The following is a 24,230-nucleotide window of genomic DNA, read 5'->3' on the forward strand; positions in this document are numbered from 1 at the left end:
TAATCTCCCCTGTTCAATTTGCATCTAAAATTAGAAAATATAGTGAAGAAATCGTTTAAGATTTCACTATGAACACCCAGTGAACAGGGCAGGTATATGGCAGAAGATAAAAAAGCGGAAAAAGCAGAGAAAAAAGCAGGGGGCGGCGGCGGTAAATTGATGCTGATCGTCATTATATTGCTGGTGCTGGTCTTGGCCGCGGTGGGGGGCTTGGCCGCCTATATGTTCACCAATATGAATAAGCCGGCGGCGGCCGGCGAACACGCCGAGCAGGCCAAGGAAAAACCCAAGAAGAAAAAAGAAGGTCCGCCGATCTTCGAAAAACTGGATACTTTCGTGGTGAACCTGGCCGGCAACGACGGCTCCTTGCTGCAGGTGGACATGCAGGCGGAGCTGGCCGATGAGGAAGCCAAAAAGAAATTCACCGATTACGCGCCTAAAATTCGCAGCGCGCTGATCTTGCTGCTGTCGTCCAAGTCCGCCGTGGAGTTGGCCACGCCTGACGGCAAGGTTCGCCTGAAGGCCCAGGTCAAGCAGATCATCAATGAGTCGATGGACGCCGGCGAGGAGCAGCCGGTGGAAAGCGTGCTCTTTACTTCCTTCATCATCCAGAAGCAGTAAGCGGCATGGGCGACGATATTCTTTCCCAGGAAGAGGTAGATGCCCTACTCAGGGGCGTCTCCGGGGAGGATGAGGATGATGCCGGCGGCGGCGACGCCCAAGGCGTCCGCGGCTATGACATCGGTCGGCAAGAGCGCATCGTGCGCGGCCGCATGCCGACGTTGGAAATCATCAACGAGCGTTTCGCGCGCAATCTGCGCATCGGCTTGTTCAACTTTATCCGCCGCAACGCGGAAATCTCGGTTGGACCGGTGCGGGTGCAAAAGTATAGCGAGTTCATCCGAAATCTGGTGGTGCCCACCAACCTGAACCTGGTGCACGTCAAGCCCTTGCGCGGCACGGGGCTGCTGATTTTCGATCCGGACTTGGTGTTTCTGATCGTCGACAACCTGTTCGGCAGCGACGGGCGCTACCATGTGCGGGTGGAAGGCCGCGACTTCACTCCCACCGAGCAGCGCATCATCCGCCGTTTGCTGGATGTGGTGTTTGTCGAGTGCCAGAAAGCCTGGGAGCCAGTGCATCCCATCGAGTTCGTCTATCTGCGTTCCGAAATGAACACCCAGTTCGCCAATATCGCCACGCCCACCGAGGTGGTGGTGGCGATGACTTTCCATATTGAGCTGGGCGCCGGTGGCGGCGATTTCCATATTTGTCTGCCGTATTCAATGGTGGAGCCTATCCGCGATGTGTTGTCCAGCACCATGCAGGCGGACCGCACCGAGGTGGATAACCGCTGGGTCAACCTGATGACGCATCAGGTGCAGGCGGCGGAAGTGGAACTGGTGGCGACCTTGGGCAAGACCAAGGTGACCTTGGGTCAGATTTTGAATTTGAAGAACGGCGACGTGGTGATGCTGGAGATTCCGGAGCGGGTGGAAGCCGACGTATCGGGCATTCCGGTGTTCGAAGCCAGTTACGGCACCGTGCAGGGGCGCTATGCGCTGAAGGTGGAGCAGGTGTTGGCCGGCGCGAATGATTTTCACGAGCCTCTGGGGGATAAAGAGCAATGAGCGAAGAAGAATTGCAAGCCGCGCAGATGGAGGCCGAAGCGGCCGCCGCCGCGGCAGCCGCTACCGGCGGAGCCGGCGGCGAGGAAGAAGTGTCGATGGACGACTGGGCCGCCGCAATGGCCGAGCAGGAAGTGGTGGATTCCGCTCCAGAGCCGGTGCCGGCCCAAAACTTGTTCCAAGAACTGGGCGCGAGCACCTCCGGCGCGGGCGTCCCGCAGAATCTGGACATGATTCTGGACATCCCGGTGCAATTGACCGTGGAGTTGGGCCGCACCAAGATCGCCATCCGCAACTTGCTGCAATTGGCGCAGGGGTCGGTGGTGGAACTGGACGGCATGGCCGGGGAGCCGATGGACGTGCTGGTCAACGGCTGTCTGATCGCCCAGGGCGAAGTGGTGGTGGTCAACGACAAGTTCGGTATTCGCCTGACCGATATCATCACGCCCGCGGAACGCATTCGCCGTTTGCAAAAATGACGAGGTCAGCCATGTTTGCGATGACGCGCCGTGCTGTGCAGGGCGCTTTTTATTTGGCGGCGTCCGGTCTGGCCGCTGCGGCCACGGCCACGGCCACGGCCACGGCCACGGCCACGGCAGCGCCGTCTCCGGCGGCCGCGCCGTCGCCGTTCATGAGTTTGCTGCAGGTCTTGTTCGGCCTGGCGGTGGTGCTGGGCGCCATCGTCGGCATGGCCTGGCTGTTCAAACGGCTTTCCGGCGGCATGCTGGGCGCCTCCAACCGCCTGAAGGTGGTCAGCGGAACCATGGTGGGGCCCAAGGAGCGCGTGGTGATCGTGGAGCTGGAGGGGGAGTGGTTGGTGCTGGGCGTGACGCCGCAGCAAGTCAATCTGCTAAGCAAGCTGCCGCGCCCGGAAGGCGCGGAAATCGAAGCGGCGCCGGCGGCGGAGCCTTTCGCGCGCTGGTTGAAGGCGGCGATGGACAAGAGCCGCAATAGCAAGGCGGGACCGCGATGAGGCCTTGTTTCCGATACGGCGCGCTGGTTTTGTTGGCGACGCCGTTGATCGCGGACGCGGCCGGTGGCTTGCCTTTGATGAGCAGCACGCCGGCGGCCGGCGGCGGGCAGAATTATTCGCTCAGCTTGCAGATGCTGCTGTTCATGACCGGGCTGACCTTCATTCCGGCGATGATGCTGATGATGACGGCTTTCACTCGCATCATCATCGTGATGTCGCTGCTGCGGCAGGCGATGGGCACCATGCAGTCGCCGCCCAACCAGGTGATCGTCGGTTTGTCGCTGTTCTTGACTCTGTTTGTGATGGGGCCGACTTTCGACCAAGTCTACGCCAAAGCCTGGGTGCCGTTCTCAGACGATAAGATCACGCTGCAACAGGCGGTGGACGAGGCCAGCAAGCCGATGAAGGCTTTCATGCTGCGCCAAACCCGGGAGAAGGACCTAGCCTTCTTCATCGAGATTTCTCAATCGGAAAAGCCGCAGACCAAGGCCGATGTATCCATGAAGACCCTGGTGCCGGCTTATGTGATCAGCGAGCTGAAAACCGCCTTCCAGATCGGCTTCATGGTATTTATTCCCTTCCTGATCATCGATCTGGTCGTGGCCAGCATCCTGATGGCAATGGGTATGATGATGGTGTCCCCGGTCACCATTTCGCTACCTTTCAAGTTGATGTTATTCGTGCTGGTGGACGGCTGGACCTTGCTGATGGGCTCGCTGGTGCAGAGCTTCTATACTGGCTGAGGCGGCATGATGGTTTGTGACTGGAAACGTCGCCGGGCGCTGCCCGGCGTTTTAGGCGAGGAGCGGGCGGCATGAGTCCGGAGCTGATCATCAATATCGTGCAGAACGCGCTGTACATCCTGATCATCGTCGCGGCGCCGGTGCTACTGGTGTCGCTGTTGGTGGGTTTGCTAGTCAGCGTGCTGCAGGCGGCGACTCAGATCAACGAGATGACGCTGACTTTCATTCCCAAGCTGCTGGCGATGTTTCTGGTGCTGGTGCTGGCCGGACCGTGGATGCTGAACACGCTGATTGAGTACACCACGCGGCTGTTCCAGAGCATTCCGCACGTGATCGGCTGATGCTCAGCATTTCCGATACGCAGATCAACGCGCTGGTGGCCATGTTCGTTTGGCCGTTCGCGCGCATCGTCGGCCTGCTGCTGGTGGAGCCGGTGTTCGCCTATCGCGGCGTGCCGCGCCGCTTCAAGGCCGGGTTCGCGCTGATCCTCACCGTGATGCTGGCGCCCTTGCTACCGCCGTTGCCGGCGGTGCCGCTGGTATCGGCGGAGGGAATGGCCATTCTGTTGCAACAGTTGTTGATTGGCCTGTCGATGGGCTTCGTCATGCGTATCGTGATTTCCGCGGTGGAAGTGGCGGGTTTCATCATGGGTTCGCAAACCGGCTTGGGTTTTGCCATGTTCTTCGACCCGATGCACTCGGCTCAAGTGCCGGTGGTGTCGCAGCTGTTGACCCTGTTCACCTTCTTGCTATTCCTGGCCTTCGACGGTCACCAAGTGGTGTTGTCCACCTTGGTGGAAAGTTACCGGGTGCTGCCGATAGGCATGAGCATGCCGGATCAGGGCATCAAGTCGCTTGCCCTGTGGGGTGGCCACCTGATCGAGTGGGGTGTCTGGCTGGCCATGCCGGTGATTGCGGCTCTGCTGATCACCAACCTGGCGATCGGGGTGATGACCCGCGCCGCGCCGCAGTTCAATATCTTCACTTTCGGCTTTCCGCTGACCCTGATGATAGGCTTCATCAGCATCTACCTGACCTTACCGATGATGGTGCCGGTGCTGGAGCAGATGTATCGCGCCGGTTTCGAGATGATGCTGGCCATGCTCAAGGCCAAGTAGCGGGGGCCGCCGCCCCTGTCCAGATTCCAGGGGGATTCGAAAAGCCTGCTGGCAGCGTTGATTCCGTGCTCGCTCGCTGTACCCCTTGTGTTTAGGCCTCTGTGCGCGGTGCGCCTTGCTCTCGAGACGCTTGCGACGGTATTCGAGGTCCCCTCAAGTTCTGATAGAATAGGCGCCAATTTTGACTGAAAGGTCCGTAGTGGACCGGACAACAGACAGAGGCAACTATGGCAGGTCACAGTAAATGGGCTAACATCCAGCACCGCAAAGGTCGTCAGGATGCCAAACGTGGCAAGATCTTTACCCGCTTGATCAAGGAAATCACCGTTGCGGCCAAGATGGGCGGCGGAGACCCCAATATGAACCCGCGCCTGCGCCTGGCGGTGGACAAGGCCAAGGCCGAGTCCATGCCTAAGGACAATATCGATAACGCCATCAAGCGCGGCACAGGCCAGTTGGAGGGCGTCGATTATGTTGAGTGCCGCTACGAGGGTTACGGCATAGGCGGCGCGGCGGTGATGGTGGACTGCCTGACCGACAACAAAACTCGCACGGTGGCCGATGTGCGCCACGCGTTCTCCAAGTATGGCGGCAATATGGGCACCGACGGTTGCGTGTCTTTCCAGTTCAGCCATTGCGGCTACCTGGTGTTCGCGCCGGGCGTGGATGAGGATGCCTTGATGGAAGCCGCGCTGGAAAGCGGGGCTGAGGATGTGGTCGCCAACGACGACGGTTCCATCGAAGTAATCACCGGTCCGTACGAGTTCTCCGACGTCAAGAGCGCGCTGGAAGCCAAGGGCTTCAAGGCGGAAATGGGCGAAGTGACGATGAAGCCGCAGAACGAGACTGAATTGTCCGGCGATGACGCGGTGCGCATGCAAAAACTGCTGGACGCGCTGGAAGACCTGGACGATGTGCAGGATGTTTACACTTCCGCGGTGCTGGACGAGTAAGAGCCTGTTCAAGGGCTTGCTCTAGTTCGCGAGATCGTAGACACGTTCTAAGCGCCGCTGCGGCGGCAGGAAAAAAGCTCCCTGAGGGGAGCTTTTTTTGCGTCTGGACTAAGCGTCCGACGTGTAGTTGCCTCGCTACATCGAAGCGCGGCCGCCGTCAAGCGTCGCCGATGCGCTTTGCGAGGACTGTTGCATTTGCTGAACAGATTGAGTTTATCGCTTCCGGCCTGTAGGCAGCTCTGCTATAAAGCGTCAGCTGATTACGTTTTAGCAATGGATGCCGTCGACTAAGGCGCGCGTCGCTTGATAACGATGAGGAAATTATGACCCGGGTCCTGGTTGTGGGCAGCGTGAATATGGATCTGGTGGTGGAGGCGGAACGCTATCCACGGCTGGGTGAAACCTTGTTTGGCAAGCGCTTTGCGTCCTATCCGGGCGGCAAGGGCGCCAATCAGGCAGTGGCCGCCGCGCGGCTGGGCGCGCAGGTGACTTTGCTGGGCTGCGTGGGCCGCGATATGTTCGGTTCTCAGCTCAAGGAGACGTTGCAGGGCGAGGGCGTGGATATTGGCCGCCTGCGCGAAACGGACGTGGCCACCGGGCTGGCGACGATCACCCTGGCCGAGGGGGACAACGCCATCGTGGTGGTGCCCGGCGCCAACCATGAGTTGCTGCCGCAACATCTGGATCAGGACGAGCAGGCGTTTCGCGATGCCGACGTGGTGCTGGCGCAGATGGAGGTGCCGCTGGCCACGGTGGAGCGCGCGGCCGAACTGGCTCAGCGCCACGGCAAGCCTTTCTTGTTGAATCCGGCGCCGGCCCATCCGCTGCCGCCCAGCTTGCTGGAGCGCACCGCCTTGCTGACGCCGAACGAGCATGAGTTGGCGCAGGCTCTGGACGAACGGGGCGGGGACTGGCAGGCGCTGATGCGCAAACTGCCGGGCAGGGTGGCGATGACGCGTGGCAAAGACGGCGCTTATTTCTGCCGCGCCGACGGCAGCCTGCATCACCAACCCGGCTTCGTGGTGTCCGCGGTGGATACCACCGGCGCCGGCGACACCTTCAACGGCGCCTTGGCCGCGTTCTGGCCGCAGGGTCTCGAGGCGGCGATGGCACTGGCCTGCGCCGCGGCGGCCTTGTCCGTGACCCGCGCGGGCGCGCAAAGCGGCATGCCGACGCTGGCCGCGCTGCAACAGATGTTGAAGGAGCAGGCATGAAGCGGCTGGGACATCTGAACCGCGATATCGCGCGGGTATTGGCCAGCATGGGTCATACCGACAGCCTGGTCATCGCCGATTGCGGCCTGCCGATTCCGCCCGGCGTAGAGTGCATAGACCTGAGCCTGCGCTTGGGCGTGCCGGAGTTCCCCAGCGTGTTGGACTCCATCCTGGCGGATTTCAAGGCGGAGCGTGCGCTGTTCGCCGCCGAGTGCCTGGAACACAGTCCGGCTGTGGAAGTGCTGGCCAACGATATGGCCGCGCACGGCGTGGCGGTGGAGTACGTGCCGCATGAGGAGTTCAAGCGCCGCTGCCGCGAGGCCAAGGCGGTGATCCGCACCGGCGAATGTACGCCGTACGCCAATGTGATCCTGTATTCCGGCGTGATCTTTTGAAGGGGCGGGCAATGAAGGTAAGCATGCGCGGCATCAGCAAGGCCTTTGGTCCGGTCAAGGTGCTGGAGGCGGTGGATTTCACCGTGAAGGGCGGCGAAGTGCATGCCTTGATGGGCGAAAACGGCGCCGGAAAATCGACCCTGATGAAGATTCTATCCGGCGTGCACCAGGCCGACGCCGGAGAAGTGCTGCTCAATGATTGGCCGGTGACGATCCGCTCCACCACCGAGGCCGAGGCCCACGGCATCGCCATCATCCACCAGGAACTGAACCTGATTCCGCAGCTGTCGGTGATGGAGAACCTGTTTTTGGGTCGCGAGCGAGAGCATAGCCGCTTTGGCGTGATCAATCGCGCCGGCATGCGGCGCGAGGCGAGCCAGATTCTGCAGCAGCTGGGCGCCGGACGGATCGATCCGGAGACGGAGGCCGGGCAATTGTCCATTGGTCAGCAGCAGATGGTGGAAATCGCCAAGGCGATGTCCCTGAACGCCAAGGTGCTGATCATGGACGAACCAACCGCCGCATTGACCGAGCGCGAGATTGAAGCGCTGTTCGTCTTCATGGAGCAGCTCAAGCAACGCGGCGTGGCGATTGTCTACGTGTCGCACCGGATGGAGGAGATCTTCCGCGTCTGCGACAAGATCAGCGTGTTGCGCGACGGCTGTTTCGTCGGCGAGCGTCAGATCGCCGCCACCGATTTCGACGAGGTGGTGAGGCTGATGGTGGGTCGCGAGATCGGCGACCGTTTTCCCAAGCGCGCGTCCGCGCCGGGCGCGGTGCGTTTGGAAGTGGAGCGTCTGGCCGACGACGGCAGCATTCGGGACATCGGCTTCGATGTCCGCGCGGGCGAGGTGCTGGGTGTGGCCGGGTTGATGGGCGCTGGGCGCAGCGAGATTCTCAACGTATTGTTTGGCGTCAAACCGCGTCGGCAGGGGCGGGTGCGGCTGGACGGCGCGGAGCTGGACATCCGCCATCCCGGCGACGCCATCGCCGCCGGCATCGCCTACGTCACGGAAGACCGCAAGAGTCAGGGCCTGGTGTTGGGCATGTCGGTGCGGGAAAACGCCACCTTGGTTCATCTGCGCCGCCACGCGCGACTGGGGGTGGTGAGCCGCCGCTCCGAGAACGAAGAGGCGCAGCGGCTGATTGAGCAATTGCGCATCCGCACCCGCGACGCTGAACTGGATGTCAAATCCTTGTCCGGCGGCAATCAGCAGAAGGTGGTGTTCGCCAAGTGGCTGGCGGAGCCGCCCAAGCTGCTGCTGCTGGACGAGCCGACGCGAGGCGTCGACGTGGGCGGCAAGGCCGAAATCTACCACATCATCAATCAACTAGCCGCCGCTGGCGTGGCCATCGTCATGGTGTCGTCCGAACTGCCGGAGGTGATGGCGATGAGCGACCGCATCCTGGTGATACACGAGGGCCGCCGGGCCGGGCTGTTTGAAGCCGCTTCGGCGACGCAGGAAGACATTATGGCCGCGGCGGCCGGCGCGACAGCGGACTGAGCGCCGCCGCGCATTGAATATTCAGGTCGCGCCCATTGGGCGCAAGCAAGGGAAACGGTAAGCAAGATGACCCCGCAACAAAAAGCAACGCTGCAAAAACTCGGGCCTTTCATCGCCCTGCTGGCGATCTGCGCCGGCTTGTCGGTGATGAGCGCCGACTTTCTGACCATGGGCAATCTGCTCAATGTGATGCGCCAGGTCTCCATCAACGCGCTGATCGCCTTCGGCATGACCCTGGTCATCCTGCTGGGCGGCATCGACCTGTCGGTGGGCTCCATCCTGGCGTTGTCGTCGGTGCTGACCGCGATGCTGCTGCAGGCCGGCGTGGATCCGCTGCTGGCCACCCTGTTGGGCATCCTGTCCGGCGCGCTAATGGGCTGCTGCAACGGTCTGGTGATCAGCAAGGGCAAGGTGGCCCCCTTCATCGCCACGCTGGCGTCGATGACGATTCTGCGCGGCCTGTCGCTGGTGGCGTCCAACGGCAGCCCGATCACCGGCTTCGGCAGCGATATGTTCTCCATGTTGGGCGGCGGCTATGTGGCCGGCGTGGTGCCGGTGCCGGTGGTGTGGATGCTGCTGATGTTCGCCGGCTTCTGGTTCATGTTGAAGAAAACCGTTTTTGGCCGCCATGTTTACGCCACCGGCGGCAACGAGGAGTCCGCGCGCCTGTCCGGCGTTAAGGTGGATCGGGTCAAGATCTGGGTCTACACCTTGTCCGGCGCGCTGTCGGCGATGGCCGGCGCGGTGCTGACTTCGCGCTTGAATTCGGCGCAGCCCACCGCTGGCGCCGGCTATGAGCTGGATGCCATCGCCGCGGTGGTGCTGGGCGGCACCAGCCTGACCGGCGGTCGCGGCTGGATTGTAGGCACGCTGATCGGCGCTTTGCTGATCGGGGTATTGAACAACGGCCTGAATCTGCTGGGCGTGTCTTCGTTCTACCAGCAAGTGATCAAGGGCGTGGTGATTCTGCTGGCGGTGCTGTTGGACCGCAGCGGCAAGAAGTGAGAACGGGCCCGCCGCCGGCGGGCGCGTAGCGCAAGCGACCATTACACAAGGGGAGTTCCGATATGCAACGCTTAATCAAGCCTTTGGTTTTCAGTGTCATCGCGGCCAGTCTGATCGCCTGCACCAAGCAGGGTCCGGCCGACGGCGCGTCGGCTGGCGCCAGCACGCCGGCCGCGGCCTCCGGCCAACCGGTGGTGGGCCTGGCGGTGTCCACGCTGAACAATCCGTTCTTCGTCTCGCTGCGCAAGGGAGCGGAAGACGAGGCGGCCAAAGAGGGCGTGCGCCTGATCACCGTGGACGCGCAGGACGATTCCGCCAAGCAGCAAGCCAGCGTTGAGGACCTGATCCAGAAGAAGGTGAGCGTGATCCTGATCAACCCCACTGACTCCTCCGCCGTCGCCAATGTGGTGAAGGAAGCGGTGAGCAAGGGCATCAAGGTGGTATCGCTGGATCGCAGCGTCAACGGCGCGGAAGTCAGCGCTCATATCGCCTCCGACAATGTGGCCGGCGGCAAGATGGCGGCCGACTTCCTGCTGCAGAAGCTGGGCGGCAAGGGCCGGCTGGTAGAGCTGGAGGGCATCCCCGGCTCCTCCGCGGCACGCGAGCGCGGCCAGGGTTTCCACGCGGTGGCGGACGGCAAGGCCGAGGTTAAGGTAGTGGCCAAGCAGCCGGCCGATTTCGACCGCGCCAAGGGCTTGTCGGTGATGGAAAACATTCTGCAGGGCAATAAGGACGTGCAAGGCGTGTTCGCTCATAACGACGAAATGGCGCTGGGCGCTTTGAAAGCAATTCAGGCCGCGGGCCTGAAGAACGTTGTGGTGGTGGGCTTTGACGCCACCGCCGACGCCGTGGCTTCGGTCAAGGCGGGGGGGCTGGCGGCCACTGTGCAGCAACAGCCGGAGTTGATTGGTCAGTACGGCGTGCAGACCGCCAAGAAGCTGATCGATGGTCAGCAGGTGGAGAAATTCATCCCGGTGCCTTTGAACCTGGTCAAGCAGTAAGCAAGGGAGGCCGCTATCGCTCTGGCGACGGCGGCCCGCTTGAGGTAAGGTTGCCAGCAATCGGCGGCCCCGCCCCGCGCTTGCGCAGGCCGGGGCTGTTTTGCAATTGAGTTTCGGGCGGCGGGCATGGCGCCGCCGCATGAGGAATAGGCTGTCGATGAGCGGCTACAAGCGTTTGACCATAGACGATATCGCCGAACTGGCCGGCGTGTCGCGCACTACTGCCAGCATGGTGCTCAACGGCCATGCCGAGCGTTATCGTATTTCCCGGGCGACAGTGGAGCGCGTGGAGAAGGTGGCGCGCGAGCAGCATTTCAACCCGTCGCAGTCGGCGCGCTCCTTGCGTTCGCGGCGCAGCAATTCGGTGGGGCTGGTGATCCCGGATCTGACCAACTCCGCTCACGCGGCGCTGGCCCAGGCGATGGAAGAGCTGTGCCGCCAGCGCGACTATCAGATGCTGCTGGTGACCAGTGACGAAGACCCGCGGCGCGAGGCCGAGGTCATGGCCCATCTGGTGGCGCGGCAGGTGGACGCGATGATCGTGGTGCCGTGCACGCACGAGGCCAAGTCCTACCAGAAATGGGTGCGGCGGTTGCCGCTGGTGTTTGTCGACCGCAGGGTGGACGGCAGCGGCATTCCGTCGGTGGTGACCGATGGTTGCGCCAGCGTGGAGCGGCTGGTGGGCGACGCGTTGGAGCAGGGCGTGTCTGAAGTGGTGTTCTTCGGCGGCCAGGCAGAGTTGTCGCCCAGCCGCGATCGCTTGCAAGGCTACCGCCAGGCCTTGACGCTGCATGGCGTGGAGGAAAAGCCGGGCTGGGTGTGCCATCGAGACTACCTGCGCCGCTCCGGTTTCGAACTGATGCAGCAATGGCGGCAACAGCATCACCGCTTGCCGCAGGCGCTGTTCACCGCCTCGGTCTCTTTGCTGGAGGGCGCGCTGGCCTTCCTCAATCAGCACTGCGGCCTGGCCAACGCGCCGCTGCGCCTGCTGACCTTCGACGATCACTCCTTGCTAGACTGCTTGCCGTTGCGCGTCGACGCCATCGTGCAGGACAGCCGCGAGATGGCGGCGCGCAGCCTGGAATTGGCTTTGGCCTTGCTGGAAGGTCAGGCCCTGGCCGAGCCGGAGTCCTTGGTGCCGGCCAGTCTGCACCGGCGTTGGCCGGCTTAGAACCTGTTTGCGATCTACTTTTAGCCCGAGAGAGCGTAAATACGTTCTTAAGGGGCTTGCGCTGGCAGGGAGGGCGTTTCCCACAAACCCTGGGGTTTGCTGCCGCTTCGTCAGCCGGCGTACAATAGCCGTTTTACGTTTTCGAGCCTGAGTCACCATGATCCGTACCCGTTTCGCTCCCAGCCCCACCGGTTATCTGCACATCGGCGGCGTGCGCACCGCGCTGTTTTCCTGGGCCTACGCCCGCAAGAACAAGGGCGTGTTCGTGCTGCGCATCGAAGACACTGATCTGGAGCGTTCGACGCCGGAATCGGTGAAGGCGATTCTGGACGGCATGCACTGGGTGGGCCTGGACTACGACGAAGGCCCGTTCTACCAGACCCATCGTTTCGACCGTTACAAGGATGTGATCCAGCAGCTGCTGGCCTCTGGCCACGCTTACCTGTGTTATTGCAGCAAGGACGAGCTGGAAGCGATGCGGGCAGAGCAGGAAGCGCGCGGGGAGAAGCCGCGCTACGATCGTCGCTGGCGTCCGGAAGCCGGCAAGACCTTGCCGGCGATCCCCGCGGACGTGGCTCCCGTGGTGCGTTTCAAGACCCCGCTGGACGGCGTGGTGGCCTGGGACGACGCGGTCAAGGGCCGCATCGAGATCGCCAATCAGGAACTGGACGATCTGATTATCGCCCGCCCGGACGGCAGTCCGACCTATAACTTCTGCGTGGTGGTGGACGACTGGGATATGCAGATCACCCACGTGATACGCGGCGATGATCACGTTAACAACACCCCACGCCAGATCAATATCCTGAAGGCTTTGAACGCGCCGCTGCCGGTGTACGGCCATCTGCCCATGATCCTCAACGAGGACGGCCAGAAGATGTCCAAGCGCCGCGACGCGGTCAGCGTGGTGGACTACGCCGACAAGGGCATCTTGCCGGAAGCGCTGCTGAACTACCTGGCGCGCCTGGGCTGGGGCCACGGCGACGACGAGTTCTTCAGCATGGAGCAGTTCGTCGAGTGGTTCAGCCTGGAGGCGGTGAGCGCGTCCGCCAGCCGCTTTAATCATGAAAAATTCATGTGGCTGAACGCCCAGCACATCAAAACCGCCGACAACGGCCGCCTGGCCGAGCTGATCGCGCCGCGTTTGGCCGCCGCCGGCGTCGAGCTGTCCGGCGGGCCTGCCATCGAGGACGTGATCGCTCTGGTCAAGGAGCGGGTGCAGGATTTGAACGCGCTGGCGCTGGAAGTGGACTACTTCTATCGCAAGCGGGAAGCCGCGGCGGCCGACGTGGACAAGCATTTGTCCGGCGACAGCGTGGCGCGCATGGGGCGTTTCGCCGACAAGCTGGCGGGTTTGGACACCTGGTCCGCGGAAGCCATCCACGAACTGTTCAAGCCGTTCTGCGCGGAAGAGGGCATCAAGATGGGCCAGCTGGGCATGCCGCTGCGCGTGCTGGTATGCGGCACCACGCAGACCCCTTCGGTGGACGCGGTGCTGGCCTTGATCGGCAAGGATGAGGTGTTGCGTCGCCTGTGCGGCTAAACCGGTCCATAGAGGCAAAGTAAACCGCCCTGCAAGTTTTGACTTGCGGGGCGGTTTGTTTTACGGCTGGCTCTGTTTCCGGTCATTGCCCGCTGCGCGGGGGCGGCTGTGCTTGGCGAGTACGGTTGCGGGATGTTTGCGCCGGTCTTGCGCGTTCCGCCTTTGCTGCCTAAAAGCCTTCCCCTTCTTTGCTCGCGATGCTTTGAACAGGCTGTCAGGCCAGCGCCGGCTCAGCGCAGGCGCGCGGGCAAGTTTCCTGCGCGGGCTGGCTCATGTAATGATCCAGCAGCAGGCGCATGTAGCGGTGGCTCTGACAGATCGCGTGGCGCAGTTCCGCCACTTGCCGCGAGCTTGGGTCTTCGCCCACCAGCGTGACGATGATTTCCAGCGCCTCCCACGGGTGCTCGTCGTCGTAATGCGCGTGAAGCGCCAGCCACTTCATCGCTTTGGCGCGTTTTTCCTTGGGAAACTGCCGGGCGTAATCCTCTTTGGAGCAAACGGCGGCGCACCATTCACCGGTAGCGCCTTCGATCGCGTAATTGGTGGCGGCCATCGCCACCTCCAGCGATTCACGCTCGCAGACCTGATTGCACCAGTGGCTGAGACTCAGCGTTTCCAGAGCCTGGGGGTTATGCAGCAGGCTGTCGGCGTCCACGCCGGACGCGGCGGCCCATTGTACCCAGTGGTCTGCGTGGTTTTGCTCCACGCGGATATTGCGGATCAGGTAGCGGCGCGCCATATCGTGGCCGCGATGTTGGCCGTAGCGCACTTTCAGCAGGTTTTTGGCCATGTATTGCGGAAACTGTTCGATTACCGGCCAGCCGCCGCGCAGAAAGGCCTGGTGGACGGCGACGGGCAGCACGCCGTCGCGCATCTGCCGGAACAGCTCGTGCTCCACCACCTGGCGCTTGAAGGCGTCGCAGTGACGAACCATCTCCCGTGTCCATTCCGGATAGCTGTGGAGGTCCATCAGCGGGCCGCTCCTGACAAAACCGATCTCTTTACTCATCGTGTCCCCTTTCCTTAGAAGCAAGGCCGGGCCAAGCCGGCCAGACGCGGCGGCCTGTCGGCCGCCCTGATCCGGCCTGACGATCAGGCCGGTAGCCTATTGCTGTCGCATTCGGTGATCGCCGCGCGCATGACGGAAGCCGAAGGGCTCCGGCCGGCTCAGGTGGAAGCCCTGGGCGTAGTCCACGCCCAGTTTGCGCAACTCGGCCACGATCTCGGGCGTATCCACGAATTCGGCGATGGTGCGCTTGCCGGTGACGTGGCCGATGTGATTGATCATCTCCACCATGGCATGGTCTATCGGGTCCGTCGCCATCTCCCGGACGAAGCTGCCGTCGACTTTCAGGAAGTCCACCGGCAAGTGCTTCAGGTAAGCGAAGGAAGACATGCCGGTGCCAAAATCGTCCAGCGAGAACAGGCAGCCGATTCGGCGCAGTTCGTGGATTAGCCGCTGTGCGGCTTCCAGGTTGGCGATGGCGTTGGTCTCTGTGATTTCGAAGCAGATCAGTTCCGGTGGGACGCCGCTGCGTTGGAACTGTTGCTGAACGAAGGCGAGGAAGCCGTCGTCGCACAGGGTGGAGCCGGATAGATTGATTGCGCAGTGTCTAATGTCCTGATTGCCGGCGCGGCGCAGGAGCGCCAGCTCCTGAAACACTTTTTCCACCACGATGCGATCGATTTCGGTCATCAGGCCATAGCGCTCGGCGATTGGCACGAACAAGCCCGGGGGCACCTGGCTGCCGTCGTCGGCGTTGAGGCGCAGCAGCACCTCGACATAGCGTCCGCGCTCCGGATGGGCGGCCAGCGGGACGATGTCCTGAGCGTACAGGGTGAAGCTGTCGTCGCGCAGGGCCTGGCGCAGCCGCTGCACCCAGTCCATCTCGTGAAAGCGCGCCGACACTTCGGAATTGTGAGGAATGTGCAGTTGGATGCGATTGCGGCCTTTTTCCTTGGCCATATAGCAGGCGATGTCAGCCGAACGCATCACCTCGGCCAGCGAGGTGTCGGCGTCGGACACGCAGACCAAGCCGATGCTGGCGCTGATGGAAAATTGGTTGCCTTCCCACTGGAAGCTGCATTCCATGATGGCCTGGCGCAGATTGTTGGCCTTGGCGATGGCGGATTCCACCGAGCTGTTGCCGAGCAAGACGCCGAACTCGTCGCCGCCCAGCCGCGCCAGCGTGTCCGAGGCGCGCAGTCGCCGCGCCACCGAGCGGCTGATCTGACACAGGAGTTCGTCGCCGGCGGCGTGGCCGTAGGTGTCGTTGATCAGTTTGAATTGATCCAGGTCGATGAACATCAGCGCCAGCGACGCCTCGGCTTGGTCCAGTTGTTTGATCGCCTTGATGGCGCGGGTTTCGAACTCCCTGCGGTTGACCAGGCCGGTCAGGGCGTCGTGGCTGGCCTGCCAGGACAATTCGTTGATGTATTGCTGCTCCGCGGTGTTGTCATGCAGCACCAGCACGATGCCGTATTGCTCGCCGTGGCGGTCGCGAATCGGCGCGGCCACCAGGCTGACCTGCAGCGGAATCGCGTTGTGGCGCAGCATGTTCAGCTTGGGATAGGTGCGGCTGGTTTCGTCCTGGCGGCAAAGCTCGGCGAAGCGCAGCGTGCTGTCGGTTTCTTGCCCTTGTTTGATCAGGCTGAGCAATTGGTCGAAGTGCAGGCCCAGGCTTTCCGTCTCTACGTGGCTCAGCATGTGCTTGGCGCTGTTGTTCAGATAGATCACCTCGCCCTGCATGTTCAGCGTGATCACCGCGTCGCCTATCGATTGCAGCGTGATCTCGGCGCGTTGCTGCTCCGCTTGCAAGGCGGCTTTGTAATTGTCCGAGGCCTGAATCAGTCGGCGGATCTGCAAAATGGTCAGCAGCACCAGCAGCATCCCCGCCATCAGATTGGCGCTCCAGACCGCCTGGCTGACTTCGCGGGAGGCGTTGCCCAGCACGCGGGAAAAGCCCTGGGCCGGCGCTTTCACCGCTTCGTTGATTTCGACGATCTGAGAGGTAAGAGCGGCTTTGTCTGCCTGGCTCAAGGAGCCGTCGGCGTAGCCTTGGCGCAACTGCTCGCCGATGGTCTGAATTTCCTGCAGGTAGTAATCGCCTATTTTCCAATAGCGGATGGCTTCGGCCAGGTAGCTGATGCGGTGAAACCACAGATAGGCGCGGATGATGTTTTCAATGTCGTCTGGATGGTTGCCGCCGTCCAGGAAGCCTTGGCGCGCGGTGTCCAGATCCGGCGGTTTGCGATCCAGCGCCAGCCGGGCCCGGTGGTCGCCCAGCTGGATGGAGATCGCCAGCCGGTAGCGTTGGAAATCGTGGTCGGACCCGGTCTGGGCGTAGCGGGTCAAATGGTAGATGGAGTCCTTCTGCGCTTTCGACCATAAGCCTTCCCCCGCCACGTAGGCTCGGGCGGTGGAAACCACATAGAGGCTGAACGCGCTTAGCGCCACCTGCATGACGACGATGAGCAAGAAGGGCAGCACGACAAAGAGCAGCTGTCGGTTGGCGGTATTCGACCTCATGGCGGTTCCGGCTGATGAATATGGTAACTATGCGGCTAAATGGTCCCCATCAAGCGCCGACGCCGACGTCTCTGGCCCGAGCGGCGAGCCGACGCCGCAGTTGAATTCGGAGTCTGCCTGTCGCGGCGCACCCGCCAACGGGCGGTATTTCACCGGTCTAAGTGCTGGTGTATGGCGTTTTTATCATCCCATTCGAAATTATTCAATATTTTTTACAACTATATCGAATGTTTATTTTAGATGAGAAGGTTTGATAATAAATGAATAGCCTAATTTCTCTGGGCTTGCCGTTGGCTTGATTGGATTGGTATCTGGGAACGGGAAGAGTCTGCGCCGGCGCGACATGGCGAGGCCGGCGGCAAGGGCGGCGTTCGCCCAAAATGGCGGGGCAAGCATGTGCCGCGCTTGCCGCGCGAGTTTTTCTCCAGGCGCGGCGGTTCGCAGATCAACCAGCGCTTACATAGAGGCCGCGTCGCGCGAGGCCTGGTCGTACAAGCTGGCCAGCATGCGCAGCAATTGCGCGTTGTCGCCGATATCGGCCTGTTGGCCGCCATTGTCGATCAGCGCGTTGATCAGGCATTGCTCGCGCACGTCGCGGTAGCGCTGACACAGTTCAATGCCGGCCTGGGTCGTGGCGAACAAGGCTTCCTTCCCCACTTTTTCGCTGCCGACATAGCCCATTTTCACCAGCTTCTTCAGCGCGTAGGACACCACATGAGTGTCCTCGATGTTCAGCACGAAGCAGATGTCCGCCAATTTCTTGCTGCGGCCGCGGTGGTTGACGTGATGCAGCAGGGACACTTCCATCGCGGTCATATCGCTCTCTCCAGCGGCCGCCATGCAGCGGGTCATCCAGCGATTGAAAGCGTTGTTGGCCACGATCAAGCCGAATTCGAACTCGGATAGCTCGGCGCAACGCTCGGAGACCAGATGCGATGAGGAGACGATGTTGCGTTGAGCGTTCATGGACGGGTCCGGAGACGAAGTGGCTTGGCCGGCCAGTATAACAAAACGTCATTTGCGCTGGACATAGCCAATAAATACAAATAATTTATAGATGTTTTATCTGCAAAATAACAAATACACGCACCGCGAGACGGGCGGCTGCAAATGGAGAATGGTTTGGCATCGAACTCAATGCGCTATTACCTGCTGGGCGAGCGGGCCGCTGTATTGGAAAGCGTTAAGCCGGCCGATCTGGCGTGTCAGCGACGCATTTGGTGGCTGGCGCAAACCTTGACGGGTGCGTCTGGGCTGATCGACGTGGTGCCCGGCATGAACAATCTCACCCTGATCTTCGACCCGGACGCCGGCGACGGCGAGGCTTGGCTGGGGCGCTTGCGCCGCGGCTGGGCGGAAGCGCAAGAGGCCGCGCCGCGTGTGCGGCGGGTGGATGTGCCGGTGTGCTACGGCGGTCGCCACGGTCCGGATCTGGCGGTGGTGGCGGCGCATGCCGGCTTGAGCGAGGCGGAAGCGGTGGCCGCTCATGCTTCGGCGAACTACGTGGTGTACTTCCTCGGTTTTCAGCCCGGCTTCGCCTATATGGGGGGACTGCCCGAGCGGTTGGCCACGCCGCGGCGCGCTGAGCCCAGGCTGGCGGTGCCGGCCGGCTCGGTGGGCATTGGCGGCGGGCAGACCGGCATCTATCCGGCGACCAGTCCCGGCGGCTGGCAGATCATAGGCCGGACTCACCTGACATTATTCGATTCGCGACGCGCGGAGCCGTCTCTGTTGCTGCCAGGCGACTGCGTGCGTTTTGTGCCGTGGGAGGACGGAGATGATTGAAGTTACGCAGGCCGGCATTCAAAGCACGGTGCAGGACCTGGGCCGGCGTGGCTTGCGTCACCTCGGCGTCGCGCAGAGCGGAGCGCTGGACGCGCCGGCGCTGATCATGGCCAACCGTCTGTTGGGCAACGCCGCGGACGCGGCTGGCATCGAGGTGGCTTTAGGGCCGTTTGGCGTCCGCTTTCTGCGCGATGGCTGGTTCGCGTTGATGGGGGCGGACTTCGGCGCGGAGCTGGACGGCGAGCCGGTGTGGAGCGGCTGGCGCTATCCGGCCCGCGCGGGTCAGCATTTGCTCTTGCGCGGCTGCCGTCACGGCATGCGCGCTTATCTCGCCTTGGCCGGAGGCATTGACGCGCCTCTGGCTCTGGGCGCGCGCGCCACCGATCTGCAAGCGGGTTTTGGCGGCTGGATGGGGCGGGCGCTGGAGGCCGGGGACCAATTGCCCTTGGGGCCGGCGCTTGCGCTGTCTGGCCGGCTGGGCCGGCGCAATCTTGGCTGGACGCCGTTATTGCGCGCCTTGCCGGGCCCGGAGTGGCAGCAGTTCTCCCGCGCGGCGCGGCAGGCGTTCAGCGAAGGCGAGTGGACGGTGTCCGCGCAGAGCAATCGCATGGGCTATCGCTTACAGGGCGAGGCCTTGGCGCGGGAGGCCGCCGGAGATTTGCCGTCCCACGGGGTTCTCCCCGGCGTAGTACAAGCGCCGCCGGGCGGTCAGCCCATTGTTTTGCTGGCGGACGCGCAGGCGACGGGAGGCTATCCGCGCATCGCCTGCGTGATTGAAGCGGATTTGTGGAAGCTGGCGCAAGCGCGGCCGGGGGCCAAGATGCGTTTCGAGATGGTGGACGCGCAACAGGCGGCGGCGGCGCGCTTACGCCTGCGGCAGTGGTTGCAGGGACAGGATTGGAGTCAGGCATGCAGATCGATTTGAACGCCGACATCGGCGAGGGTTGCGGCGACGACGCGGCGATCATGGACCAGGTCAGCTCGGTGAACATCGCCTGCGGCTGGCATGCGGGCGACGCCGAAACCATGTGGCGGGCGGTGCGGGACGCGACGCGACGCGGGGTGGCGCTGGGTGCTCACCCAGGCTTTCCCGACCGCGAGCATTTTGGCCGCAAGATGATGCAGCGCGCGCCGGAACGGGTATATCAGGACGTGCTGTACCAAGTGGGCGCGCTGGAAGCGATGGCCCGGGCAGCCGGAACGCGGCTGCGCCACGTCAAGCCGCACGGCGCGCTGTACAACCAGGCGGCGCGCGATCCGGCGCTGGCCGACGCCATCGCCCGCGCGGTGAGGGATTTCGATCCCGAACTGCGGCTGGTGGGTTTGGCCGGCGGAGAGTCCGGCCGCGCCGCGAGGCGTCACGGCTTGCAAGCGATAGAAGAAGTGTTCGCCGACCGCGCTTATCTGGCCGACGGCAGTCTGGCGCCGCGCGGAATGCCGGGCGCGGTGATCGAGGATGCGGAGCAGGCTTTGCGCCAGACCCTGGAGCTGGTGTTGCGAGGACGAGTCGCCACGCTGGACGGCGGGGAGTTGGAGATTCGCGCCGACAGCGTTTGCCTGCACGGAGATGGCGCGCACGCGCTGGAGTTCGCGAGGTTGTTGCGTCGGCGCTTGGAACAGGAGGGCGTGGGCATCATGGCTTTGTGAGCCTTATCCGGAAACTAGAGCCGTCCGCAGGCGGCCATTTCCATCATACAAAGGAGAAACTGCATGGATCTTGCATCCTACCTGCCCCTGGTGGGCATTCCCGTGGTTGTGGCGGGCTTCGCGTTGCGCTTCAATCCGCTGCTGGTGGTCACCGCCGCAGGTCTGAGCACCGGCCTGGCGGTCGGCATGGATCTGGGCGCGCTGTTGGAAACCTTCGGCGAAAAACTCCTCAATAGCCGTCAATTGGCCACCTTTATTCTGATCCTGCCGGTGATCGGCCTGTTGGAGCGTTATGGCCTGAAAGAACGCGCACAGCAATGGATAGCCGGCATTCGCAGCGCCACCACCGCGCGCATCCTGATGCTGTACTTCGTGGTGCGCGAGCTGACCGCCGCGCTGGGTCTGATCAATCTGGGCGGACACGCCCAAACCGTGCGCCCCTTGCTGGCGCCGATGGCCGAGGGCGCCGCGGCCAATCAGCTGGGGGAGCTGCCGCCGGTCTTGCGCGACCGCATCCGCGCCCATGCCGCCGCCTGCGACAATATCGCGGTGTTTTTCGGCGAGGACATCTTCATCGCCTTTGGCGCGTTGTTGTTGATGGATGCCTTCCTCAAGGAAAACGGCATCGCCAATATCGAACCGCTGCACATCGGCCTGTGGGCGATTCCCACCGCCGTCAGCGCGTTGATCATCCATATGGCGCGCTTGGCGCGGCTTGACGCCAGATTGCAAAGCGATATCGCCGCTTGGCGCGCTCAACAGGAGGCTGCGGCATGAAGGCATGGTTCAGCATCAATGACATTTATTATCTGATCGGCATTGTGGTGATGCTCTTGGTGGGCATGACGCTGCGCGACCGCGGCAATCCCAAGCGCTATACCACCGCCTTGTTCTGGTTCTTGTTCGGTTCCACCTTTTTGTTCGGCGACTTGATAACGGCGGTTCTGGGCAAGGCGATGGCCTATCGCCTGGTGGGCCTCATTGTGATCGCGCTTGCCCTGTTGGCCGGAGCCGGCTGTTTGGCGTCCGGCAGTTATAGCCAAAGCAGCGATCAGCAGCGACGGGAGGCCGCCAGCCGCCTGGGCAACAAGATTTTCCTGCCCGCCTTGTTGATTCCGCTGTTGACTGTGGCTTGCACGGTGTTGCTGAAGGATGTCGGGATTGGCGGCGCGGCCTTGTTGGATCAGAAGCATTTGACCTTGGCCGCCTTGGCGGTGTCCTGCGTCTGCGCGCTGTTGCTGGGATGGAAGCTGACTGGAGGCACCCCGCTGCAGGCGGTGCGCGAATCGCGTCGTCTGGTGGACTCCATTGGTTGGGCCGCCATCCTGCCGCAAATGCTGGCGATGCTGGGAGGGGTGTTCGTCGCCGCCAAGACCGGCCAGGCGGTGCAAGAGGTGGTGGGCCTGTTTGTCGATCCGGACAACCGTTTTCTGCTGGTGGCGATCTACTGTATCGGCATGGCGCTGTTCACCATGATCATGGGCAACGCCTTTGCAGCGTTTCCGGTGATGACAGCCGGCATCGCGCTGCCTTTCCTGATCGTCGGCCAGCATGCCGACGCCGCTCCGTTGGTGGCCATCGGCATGTATTCCGGCTATTGCGGCACGCTGATGACGCCCATGGCCGCCAATTACAATATCGTGCCAGCGGCCTTGCTGGAACTGAAGGACAGATACCTGGTGATCAAGACTCAGATTCCCACCGCGCTGGCCTTGCTGGGCGTGAATATTCTGTTGATGTATTTCATCGTGTTTCGCTAAGAACCTGTTCACGATCTGCTGCGCGGTGGCGATACGGCGTTGAAAACCCCTTAGAAATGCTCATGTGCCATGTGTGCATTCCGCTTTCTCAGCTGTTTTCGCCTTGTCTCGCGAGATCGTGAACAGGCCTAAAGGAGGCTGAATGAATCCGCAACAAGCTTCCGCGCTGGCGGCGCTGCCGCTGGCCGGCCTGGTTCGGGAGTATCCGAACTTTCTGAGCCACTTGCTGAACGGGCCGGATGATGCGCGCCCGCCGCGCAGCCTGCATCCCGTGTTCTACGGCTGCTACGACTGGCACTCGGCCGTGCATGGCTTCTGGCTGTTGGCGCGCCTGGCGCGTCGTTTTCCACGTTTGCCGGAGCAGGCTGATATCGCCGCTCTATTCGCCAGCCATTTTTCGCCGCAGGCTTTCCAGGCAGAGGCGGACTACTTCGCCGCCCCGGGCCGTACAAGCTATGAGCGGCCTTATGGCTGGGCCTGGTTGCTGGCCTTGGCGCAAGAGCTTGAGGCCTGGGAGGCGCCTCAATCCGGTCAATGGCGCGAGGCGATGCGGCCGCTGCTGACTTTGATCCGTCAGCGCTGGCTTACGTTTCTCCCTTTGCAGGATTATCCGATCCGCAGCGGCGGGCACGCCAACACTGCCTTTGCCTTGTTGCTGAGCCTGGACTATGCACGCGCCGCCGACGATGCCGAGCTGGCGCAGGCGCTGGAGGCGGCAGCCCGGCGTTATTTCCTGTCCGATGCGGATTATCCGGCGCGCTTGGAGCCAAGCGGCGATGATTTCCTGTCGCCCTGCTTATGCCAGGCTTTGTTGCTTAGCCGGCTGTTGCCGGCCGAGCCGTTTCGCGATTGGCTGCGCGCTTTCTTGCCCGATTTGCCGCGAAACGCTGTCTTGCTGAGTCCGGTAAAGGTCAGTAACGGCTCGGACCCCAAGATCGGCCATCTCATCGGCTTGAATTTGAGCCGCGCCTGGTGTTTGCGCCAGTTGACGGCGGCGCTGCCGGCGGACGACGCTTGGGGGGCTTTGTTGGGCCAAGGCGCGCGGGCGCATCTGGACGCGGGCCTGCCGCACGTGGTCAGTGGTCATTACACTGGGGAGCATTGGCTGGGGACTTTCGCCTTGCTGGCTTTGGACGAGGGAGAGCTTGAATGAGCAAGATCGTGTTGTTGACGGGTTTCGAACCGTTTGGCGGCGAGAGCGTGAATCCGTCATGGGAGGCTGCGAGCCGGCTGGATGGAGAGTCGTTGATGGGCGCGGTGGTGGCTGCGAGGCGGCTGCCATGCGTGTTCGGCGAGGCCTTGAGCGTTTTGCGCGGAGAAATGGCCGAATTACGGCCGGCGCTGGTCGTGGCGGTGGGTCAGGCGGGCGGACGCCCGGAGCTATCCTTGGAGCGGGTGGCGATCAATGTGGACGATGCCCGCATCGCGGATAATGCCGGCCATCGGCCGATAGACCGGCCGGTGGTGCCGGGGGGGCCAGCCGCTTATTTTTCCACTTTGCCGATCAAGGCGCAGGCGGCGGCCTTGCGCGCCGCCGGCATTCCAGCGGCCGTGTCGCAAAGCGCGGGGACCTTTGTCTGCAACCATGTGTTCTACGGCCTGATGCACGCCTTGACCGGCGCGCCCGCGCGCGGCGGTTTCATCCACATTCCCTATTTGCCGGAGCAGGCCGCCGCGCATCCGGGCGCGCCCAGCATGAGCCTAGAGATGATAGTCGCCGGTCTGCGGCTGGCCTTGGAAACGGCTTTGACCGCGACGGAGGACATTGTCGAGACGGGCGGGGCGACGCACTAGACGGCATCATCCCTTGAGCGCGCGCAGCCAGTGCCAGCTGGCGATGCCGGTCAGGGTGGCCAGCAGCGAGCCGCCGACGTGAACGGCGACGGCGGCCAGCGCCGGCAACAGCCGTTGTTGCTGCAGCAAGGCGATGACTTCGGCGGAGAAGGTGGAGAAGGTGGTCAGGCCGCCGCAAAAGCCGGTGATGACCAGTAGCCGCCATAGCGGCGACACCCCCGGCGCGCTGGCGAAGAAGGCGACGGCTAGTCCGATGATGTAGCCGCCGATCAGATTGGCGGCCAGCGTGCCTGGCGGCAGGCTGGGCCATAGACTGTTCAGCTTGACGCCCAGCGCCCAGCGCAACAAGGCGCCCAACGCTGCGCCGACGGAGATGGCGAGTATGGTTTTCCACATGGAGTCGAGTCTTGCGCGGAAGCAAAACCGTATTGTGCCGGCCATGTGCCGCCAAGCATAGGCCTGCTTGT

The 24,230-nt window shown here is 62.7% G+C and carries 26 protein-coding genes; 22 read left to right on the forward strand and 4 right to left on the reverse strand.

The genetic code is table 11. The features are described 5' to 3' along the window. Positions 1-96 precede the first annotated feature (96 nt). The 15 genes from BR71_RS00190 to gltX all read left to right on the forward strand — a co-directional run bounded on the left by BR71_RS00190 (position 97) and on the right by gltX (position 13,248). On the forward strand, positions 97-621 hold the full coding sequence (locus BR71_RS00190; protein WP_043631065.1) for a flagellar basal body-associated FliL family protein: 525 nt from the start codon (positions 97-99) through the stop codon (positions 619-621). Positions 622-626: 5 nt separating this feature from the next. Beyond that, complete coding sequence (fliM, locus tag BR71_RS00195; protein WP_043631067.1) at positions 627-1,631, forward strand: flagellar motor switch protein FliM; 1,005 nt, start codon at positions 627-629, stop codon at positions 1,629-1,631. Between the two features lie 26 nt (positions 1,632-1,657). Continuing rightward, the gene (fliN, locus tag BR71_RS00200) at positions 1,658-2,107 is read left to right on the forward strand and encodes a flagellar motor switch protein FliN (RefSeq protein WP_052370265.1); all 450 of its coding nucleotides are present in this window, start codon (positions 1,658-1,660) and stop codon (positions 2,105-2,107) included. Positions 2,108-2,118: 11 nt separating this feature from the next. Next, positions 2,119-2,601 (forward strand): flagellar biosynthetic protein FliO, encoded by a 483-nt coding sequence (gene fliO, locus BR71_RS00205; RefSeq protein ID WP_244269572.1) that lies wholly within the window; start codon positions 2,119-2,121, stop codon positions 2,599-2,601. Then, the gene (fliP, locus tag BR71_RS00210) at positions 2,598-3,344 is read left to right on the forward strand and encodes a flagellar type III secretion system pore protein FliP (RefSeq protein ID WP_039753250.1); all 747 of its coding nucleotides are present in this window, start codon (positions 2,598-2,600) and stop codon (positions 3,342-3,344) included. The genes fliO and fliP overlap by 4 nt, the downstream gene beginning before the upstream one ends. Positions 3,345-3,415: 71 nt before the next feature. After that, complete coding sequence (gene fliQ / locus BR71_RS00215; RefSeq protein ID WP_019099986.1) at positions 3,416-3,685, forward strand: flagellar biosynthesis protein FliQ; 270 nt, start codon at positions 3,416-3,418, stop codon at positions 3,683-3,685. Further along, positions 3,685-4,461, forward strand: a complete 777-nt coding sequence (gene fliR, locus BR71_RS00220) for a flagellar biosynthetic protein FliR (RefSeq protein WP_043631070.1) — start codon at positions 3,685-3,687, stop codon at positions 4,459-4,461. Before fliQ ends, fliR begins: the two co-directional genes overlap by 1 nt. Positions 4,462-4,688: 227 nt before the next feature. Then, positions 4,689-5,414, forward strand: coding sequence for a YebC/PmpR family DNA-binding transcriptional regulator (locus BR71_RS00225; RefSeq protein ID WP_019099984.1), 726 nt, complete (start codon positions 4,689-4,691; stop codon positions 5,412-5,414). Between the two features lie 323 nt (positions 5,415-5,737). Beyond that, positions 5,738-6,628, forward strand: coding sequence for a ribokinase (locus BR71_RS00230; RefSeq protein WP_043631072.1), 891 nt, complete (start codon positions 5,738-5,740; stop codon positions 6,626-6,628). Beyond that, positions 6,625-7,023 carry a D-ribose pyranase gene (rbsD, locus tag BR71_RS00235; RefSeq protein WP_019099982.1) on the forward strand — a complete coding sequence of 133 codons (399 nt, stop codon included), beginning with the start codon at positions 6,625-6,627 and terminating at the stop codon, positions 7,021-7,023. The genes BR71_RS00230 and rbsD overlap by 4 nt, the downstream gene beginning before the upstream one ends. Before the next feature lie 11 nt (positions 7,024-7,034). Then, positions 7,035-8,528 (forward strand): sugar ABC transporter ATP-binding protein, encoded by a 1,494-nt coding sequence (locus BR71_RS00240; protein WP_043631074.1) that lies wholly within the window; start codon positions 7,035-7,037, stop codon positions 8,526-8,528. Positions 8,529-8,594: 66 nt separating this feature from the next. Further along, positions 8,595-9,533 carry an ABC transporter permease gene (locus BR71_RS00245; protein WP_019099980.1) on the forward strand — a complete coding sequence of 313 codons (939 nt, stop codon included), beginning with the start codon at positions 8,595-8,597 and terminating at the stop codon, positions 9,531-9,533. 62 nt (positions 9,534-9,595) lie between these two features. Beyond that, positions 9,596-10,534 carry a ribose ABC transporter substrate-binding protein RbsB gene (rbsB, locus tag BR71_RS00250; RefSeq protein WP_043631076.1) on the forward strand — a complete coding sequence of 313 codons (939 nt, stop codon included), beginning with the start codon at positions 9,596-9,598 and terminating at the stop codon, positions 10,532-10,534. 139 nt (positions 10,535-10,673) lie between these two features. After that, on the forward strand, positions 10,674-11,705 hold the full coding sequence (locus BR71_RS00255) for a substrate-binding domain-containing protein (protein WP_244269573.1): 1,032 nt from the start codon (positions 10,674-10,676) through the stop codon (positions 11,703-11,705). Positions 11,706-11,862: 157 nt separating this feature from the next. Next, the gene (gene gltX, locus BR71_RS00260) at positions 11,863-13,248 is read left to right on the forward strand and encodes a glutamate--tRNA ligase (RefSeq protein ID WP_043631079.1); all 1,386 of its coding nucleotides are present in this window, start codon (positions 11,863-11,865) and stop codon (positions 13,246-13,248) included. A 214-nt stretch (positions 13,249-13,462) separates the two neighbouring features. Here the strand turns inward: gltX and BR71_RS00265 are convergent, their stop codons facing one another. The 3 genes from BR71_RS00265 to BR71_RS00275 form a co-directional block, all read right to left on the reverse strand. Next, positions 13,463-14,257, reverse strand: coding sequence for an iron-containing redox enzyme family protein (locus BR71_RS00265; protein ID WP_043631081.1), 795 nt, complete (start codon positions 14,255-14,257; stop codon positions 13,463-13,465). Between the two features lie 96 nt (positions 14,258-14,353). Continuing rightward, complete coding sequence (locus tag BR71_RS00270; RefSeq protein WP_052370212.1) at positions 14,354-16,777, reverse strand: putative bifunctional diguanylate cyclase/phosphodiesterase; 2,424 nt, start codon at positions 16,775-16,777, stop codon at positions 14,354-14,356. Positions 16,778-17,233: 456 nt separating this feature from the next. Continuing rightward, positions 17,234-17,743: a winged helix DNA-binding protein gene (locus BR71_RS00275; protein ID WP_043631083.1), complete on the reverse strand. Its 510-nt coding sequence runs from the start codon at positions 17,741-17,743 to the stop codon at positions 17,234-17,236. A 156-nt stretch (positions 17,744-17,899) separates the two neighbouring features. Here BR71_RS00275 and pxpB point away from each other — a divergent pair, with 156 nt between their 5' ends. The 7 genes from pxpB to pcp all read left to right on the forward strand — a co-directional run bounded on the left by pxpB (position 17,900) and on the right by pcp (position 23,763). Then, positions 17,900-18,562, forward strand: coding sequence for a 5-oxoprolinase subunit PxpB (gene pxpB / locus BR71_RS00280; RefSeq protein ID WP_425265904.1), 663 nt, complete (start codon positions 17,900-17,902; stop codon positions 18,560-18,562). Further along, positions 18,555-19,487, forward strand: coding sequence for a 5-oxoprolinase subunit C family protein (locus BR71_RS00285; RefSeq protein ID WP_043631087.1), 933 nt, complete (start codon positions 18,555-18,557; stop codon positions 19,485-19,487). Before pxpB ends, BR71_RS00285 begins: the two co-directional genes overlap by 8 nt. Further along, positions 19,472-20,209: a 5-oxoprolinase subunit PxpA gene (gene pxpA, locus BR71_RS00290; protein WP_043631089.1), complete on the forward strand. Its 738-nt coding sequence runs from the start codon at positions 19,472-19,474 to the stop codon at positions 20,207-20,209. Before BR71_RS00285 ends, pxpA begins: the two co-directional genes overlap by 16 nt. 63 nt (positions 20,210-20,272) lie before the next feature. After that, complete coding sequence (locus BR71_RS00295) at positions 20,273-20,986, forward strand: DUF969 domain-containing protein (protein WP_043631091.1); 714 nt, start codon at positions 20,273-20,275, stop codon at positions 20,984-20,986. Continuing rightward, positions 20,983-21,969, forward strand: coding sequence for a DUF979 domain-containing protein (locus tag BR71_RS00300; RefSeq protein ID WP_043631093.1), 987 nt, complete (start codon positions 20,983-20,985; stop codon positions 21,967-21,969). The genes BR71_RS00295 and BR71_RS00300 overlap by 4 nt, the downstream gene beginning before the upstream one ends. 142 nt (positions 21,970-22,111) lie before the next feature. Next, on the forward strand, positions 22,112-23,122 hold the full coding sequence (locus BR71_RS00305) for a DUF2891 domain-containing protein (protein WP_043631094.1): 1,011 nt from the start codon (positions 22,112-22,114) through the stop codon (positions 23,120-23,122). Then, positions 23,119-23,763, forward strand: a complete 645-nt coding sequence (pcp, locus tag BR71_RS00310) for a pyroglutamyl-peptidase I (RefSeq protein WP_043631096.1) — start codon at positions 23,119-23,121, stop codon at positions 23,761-23,763. Before BR71_RS00305 ends, pcp begins: the two co-directional genes overlap by 4 nt. 6 nt (positions 23,764-23,769) lie before the next feature. Here the strand turns inward: pcp and crcB are convergent, their stop codons facing one another. Next, positions 23,770-24,159, reverse strand: coding sequence for a fluoride efflux transporter CrcB (crcB, locus tag BR71_RS00315; protein ID WP_043592972.1), 390 nt, complete (start codon positions 24,157-24,159; stop codon positions 23,770-23,772). Between the last annotated feature and the right edge of the window lie 71 nt (positions 24,160-24,230).

This window comes from Chromobacterium haemolyticum DSM 19808, from assembly GCF_000711885.1.
GTDB lineage: Bacteria > Pseudomonadota > Gammaproteobacteria > Burkholderiales > Chromobacteriaceae > Chromobacterium > Chromobacterium haemolyticum.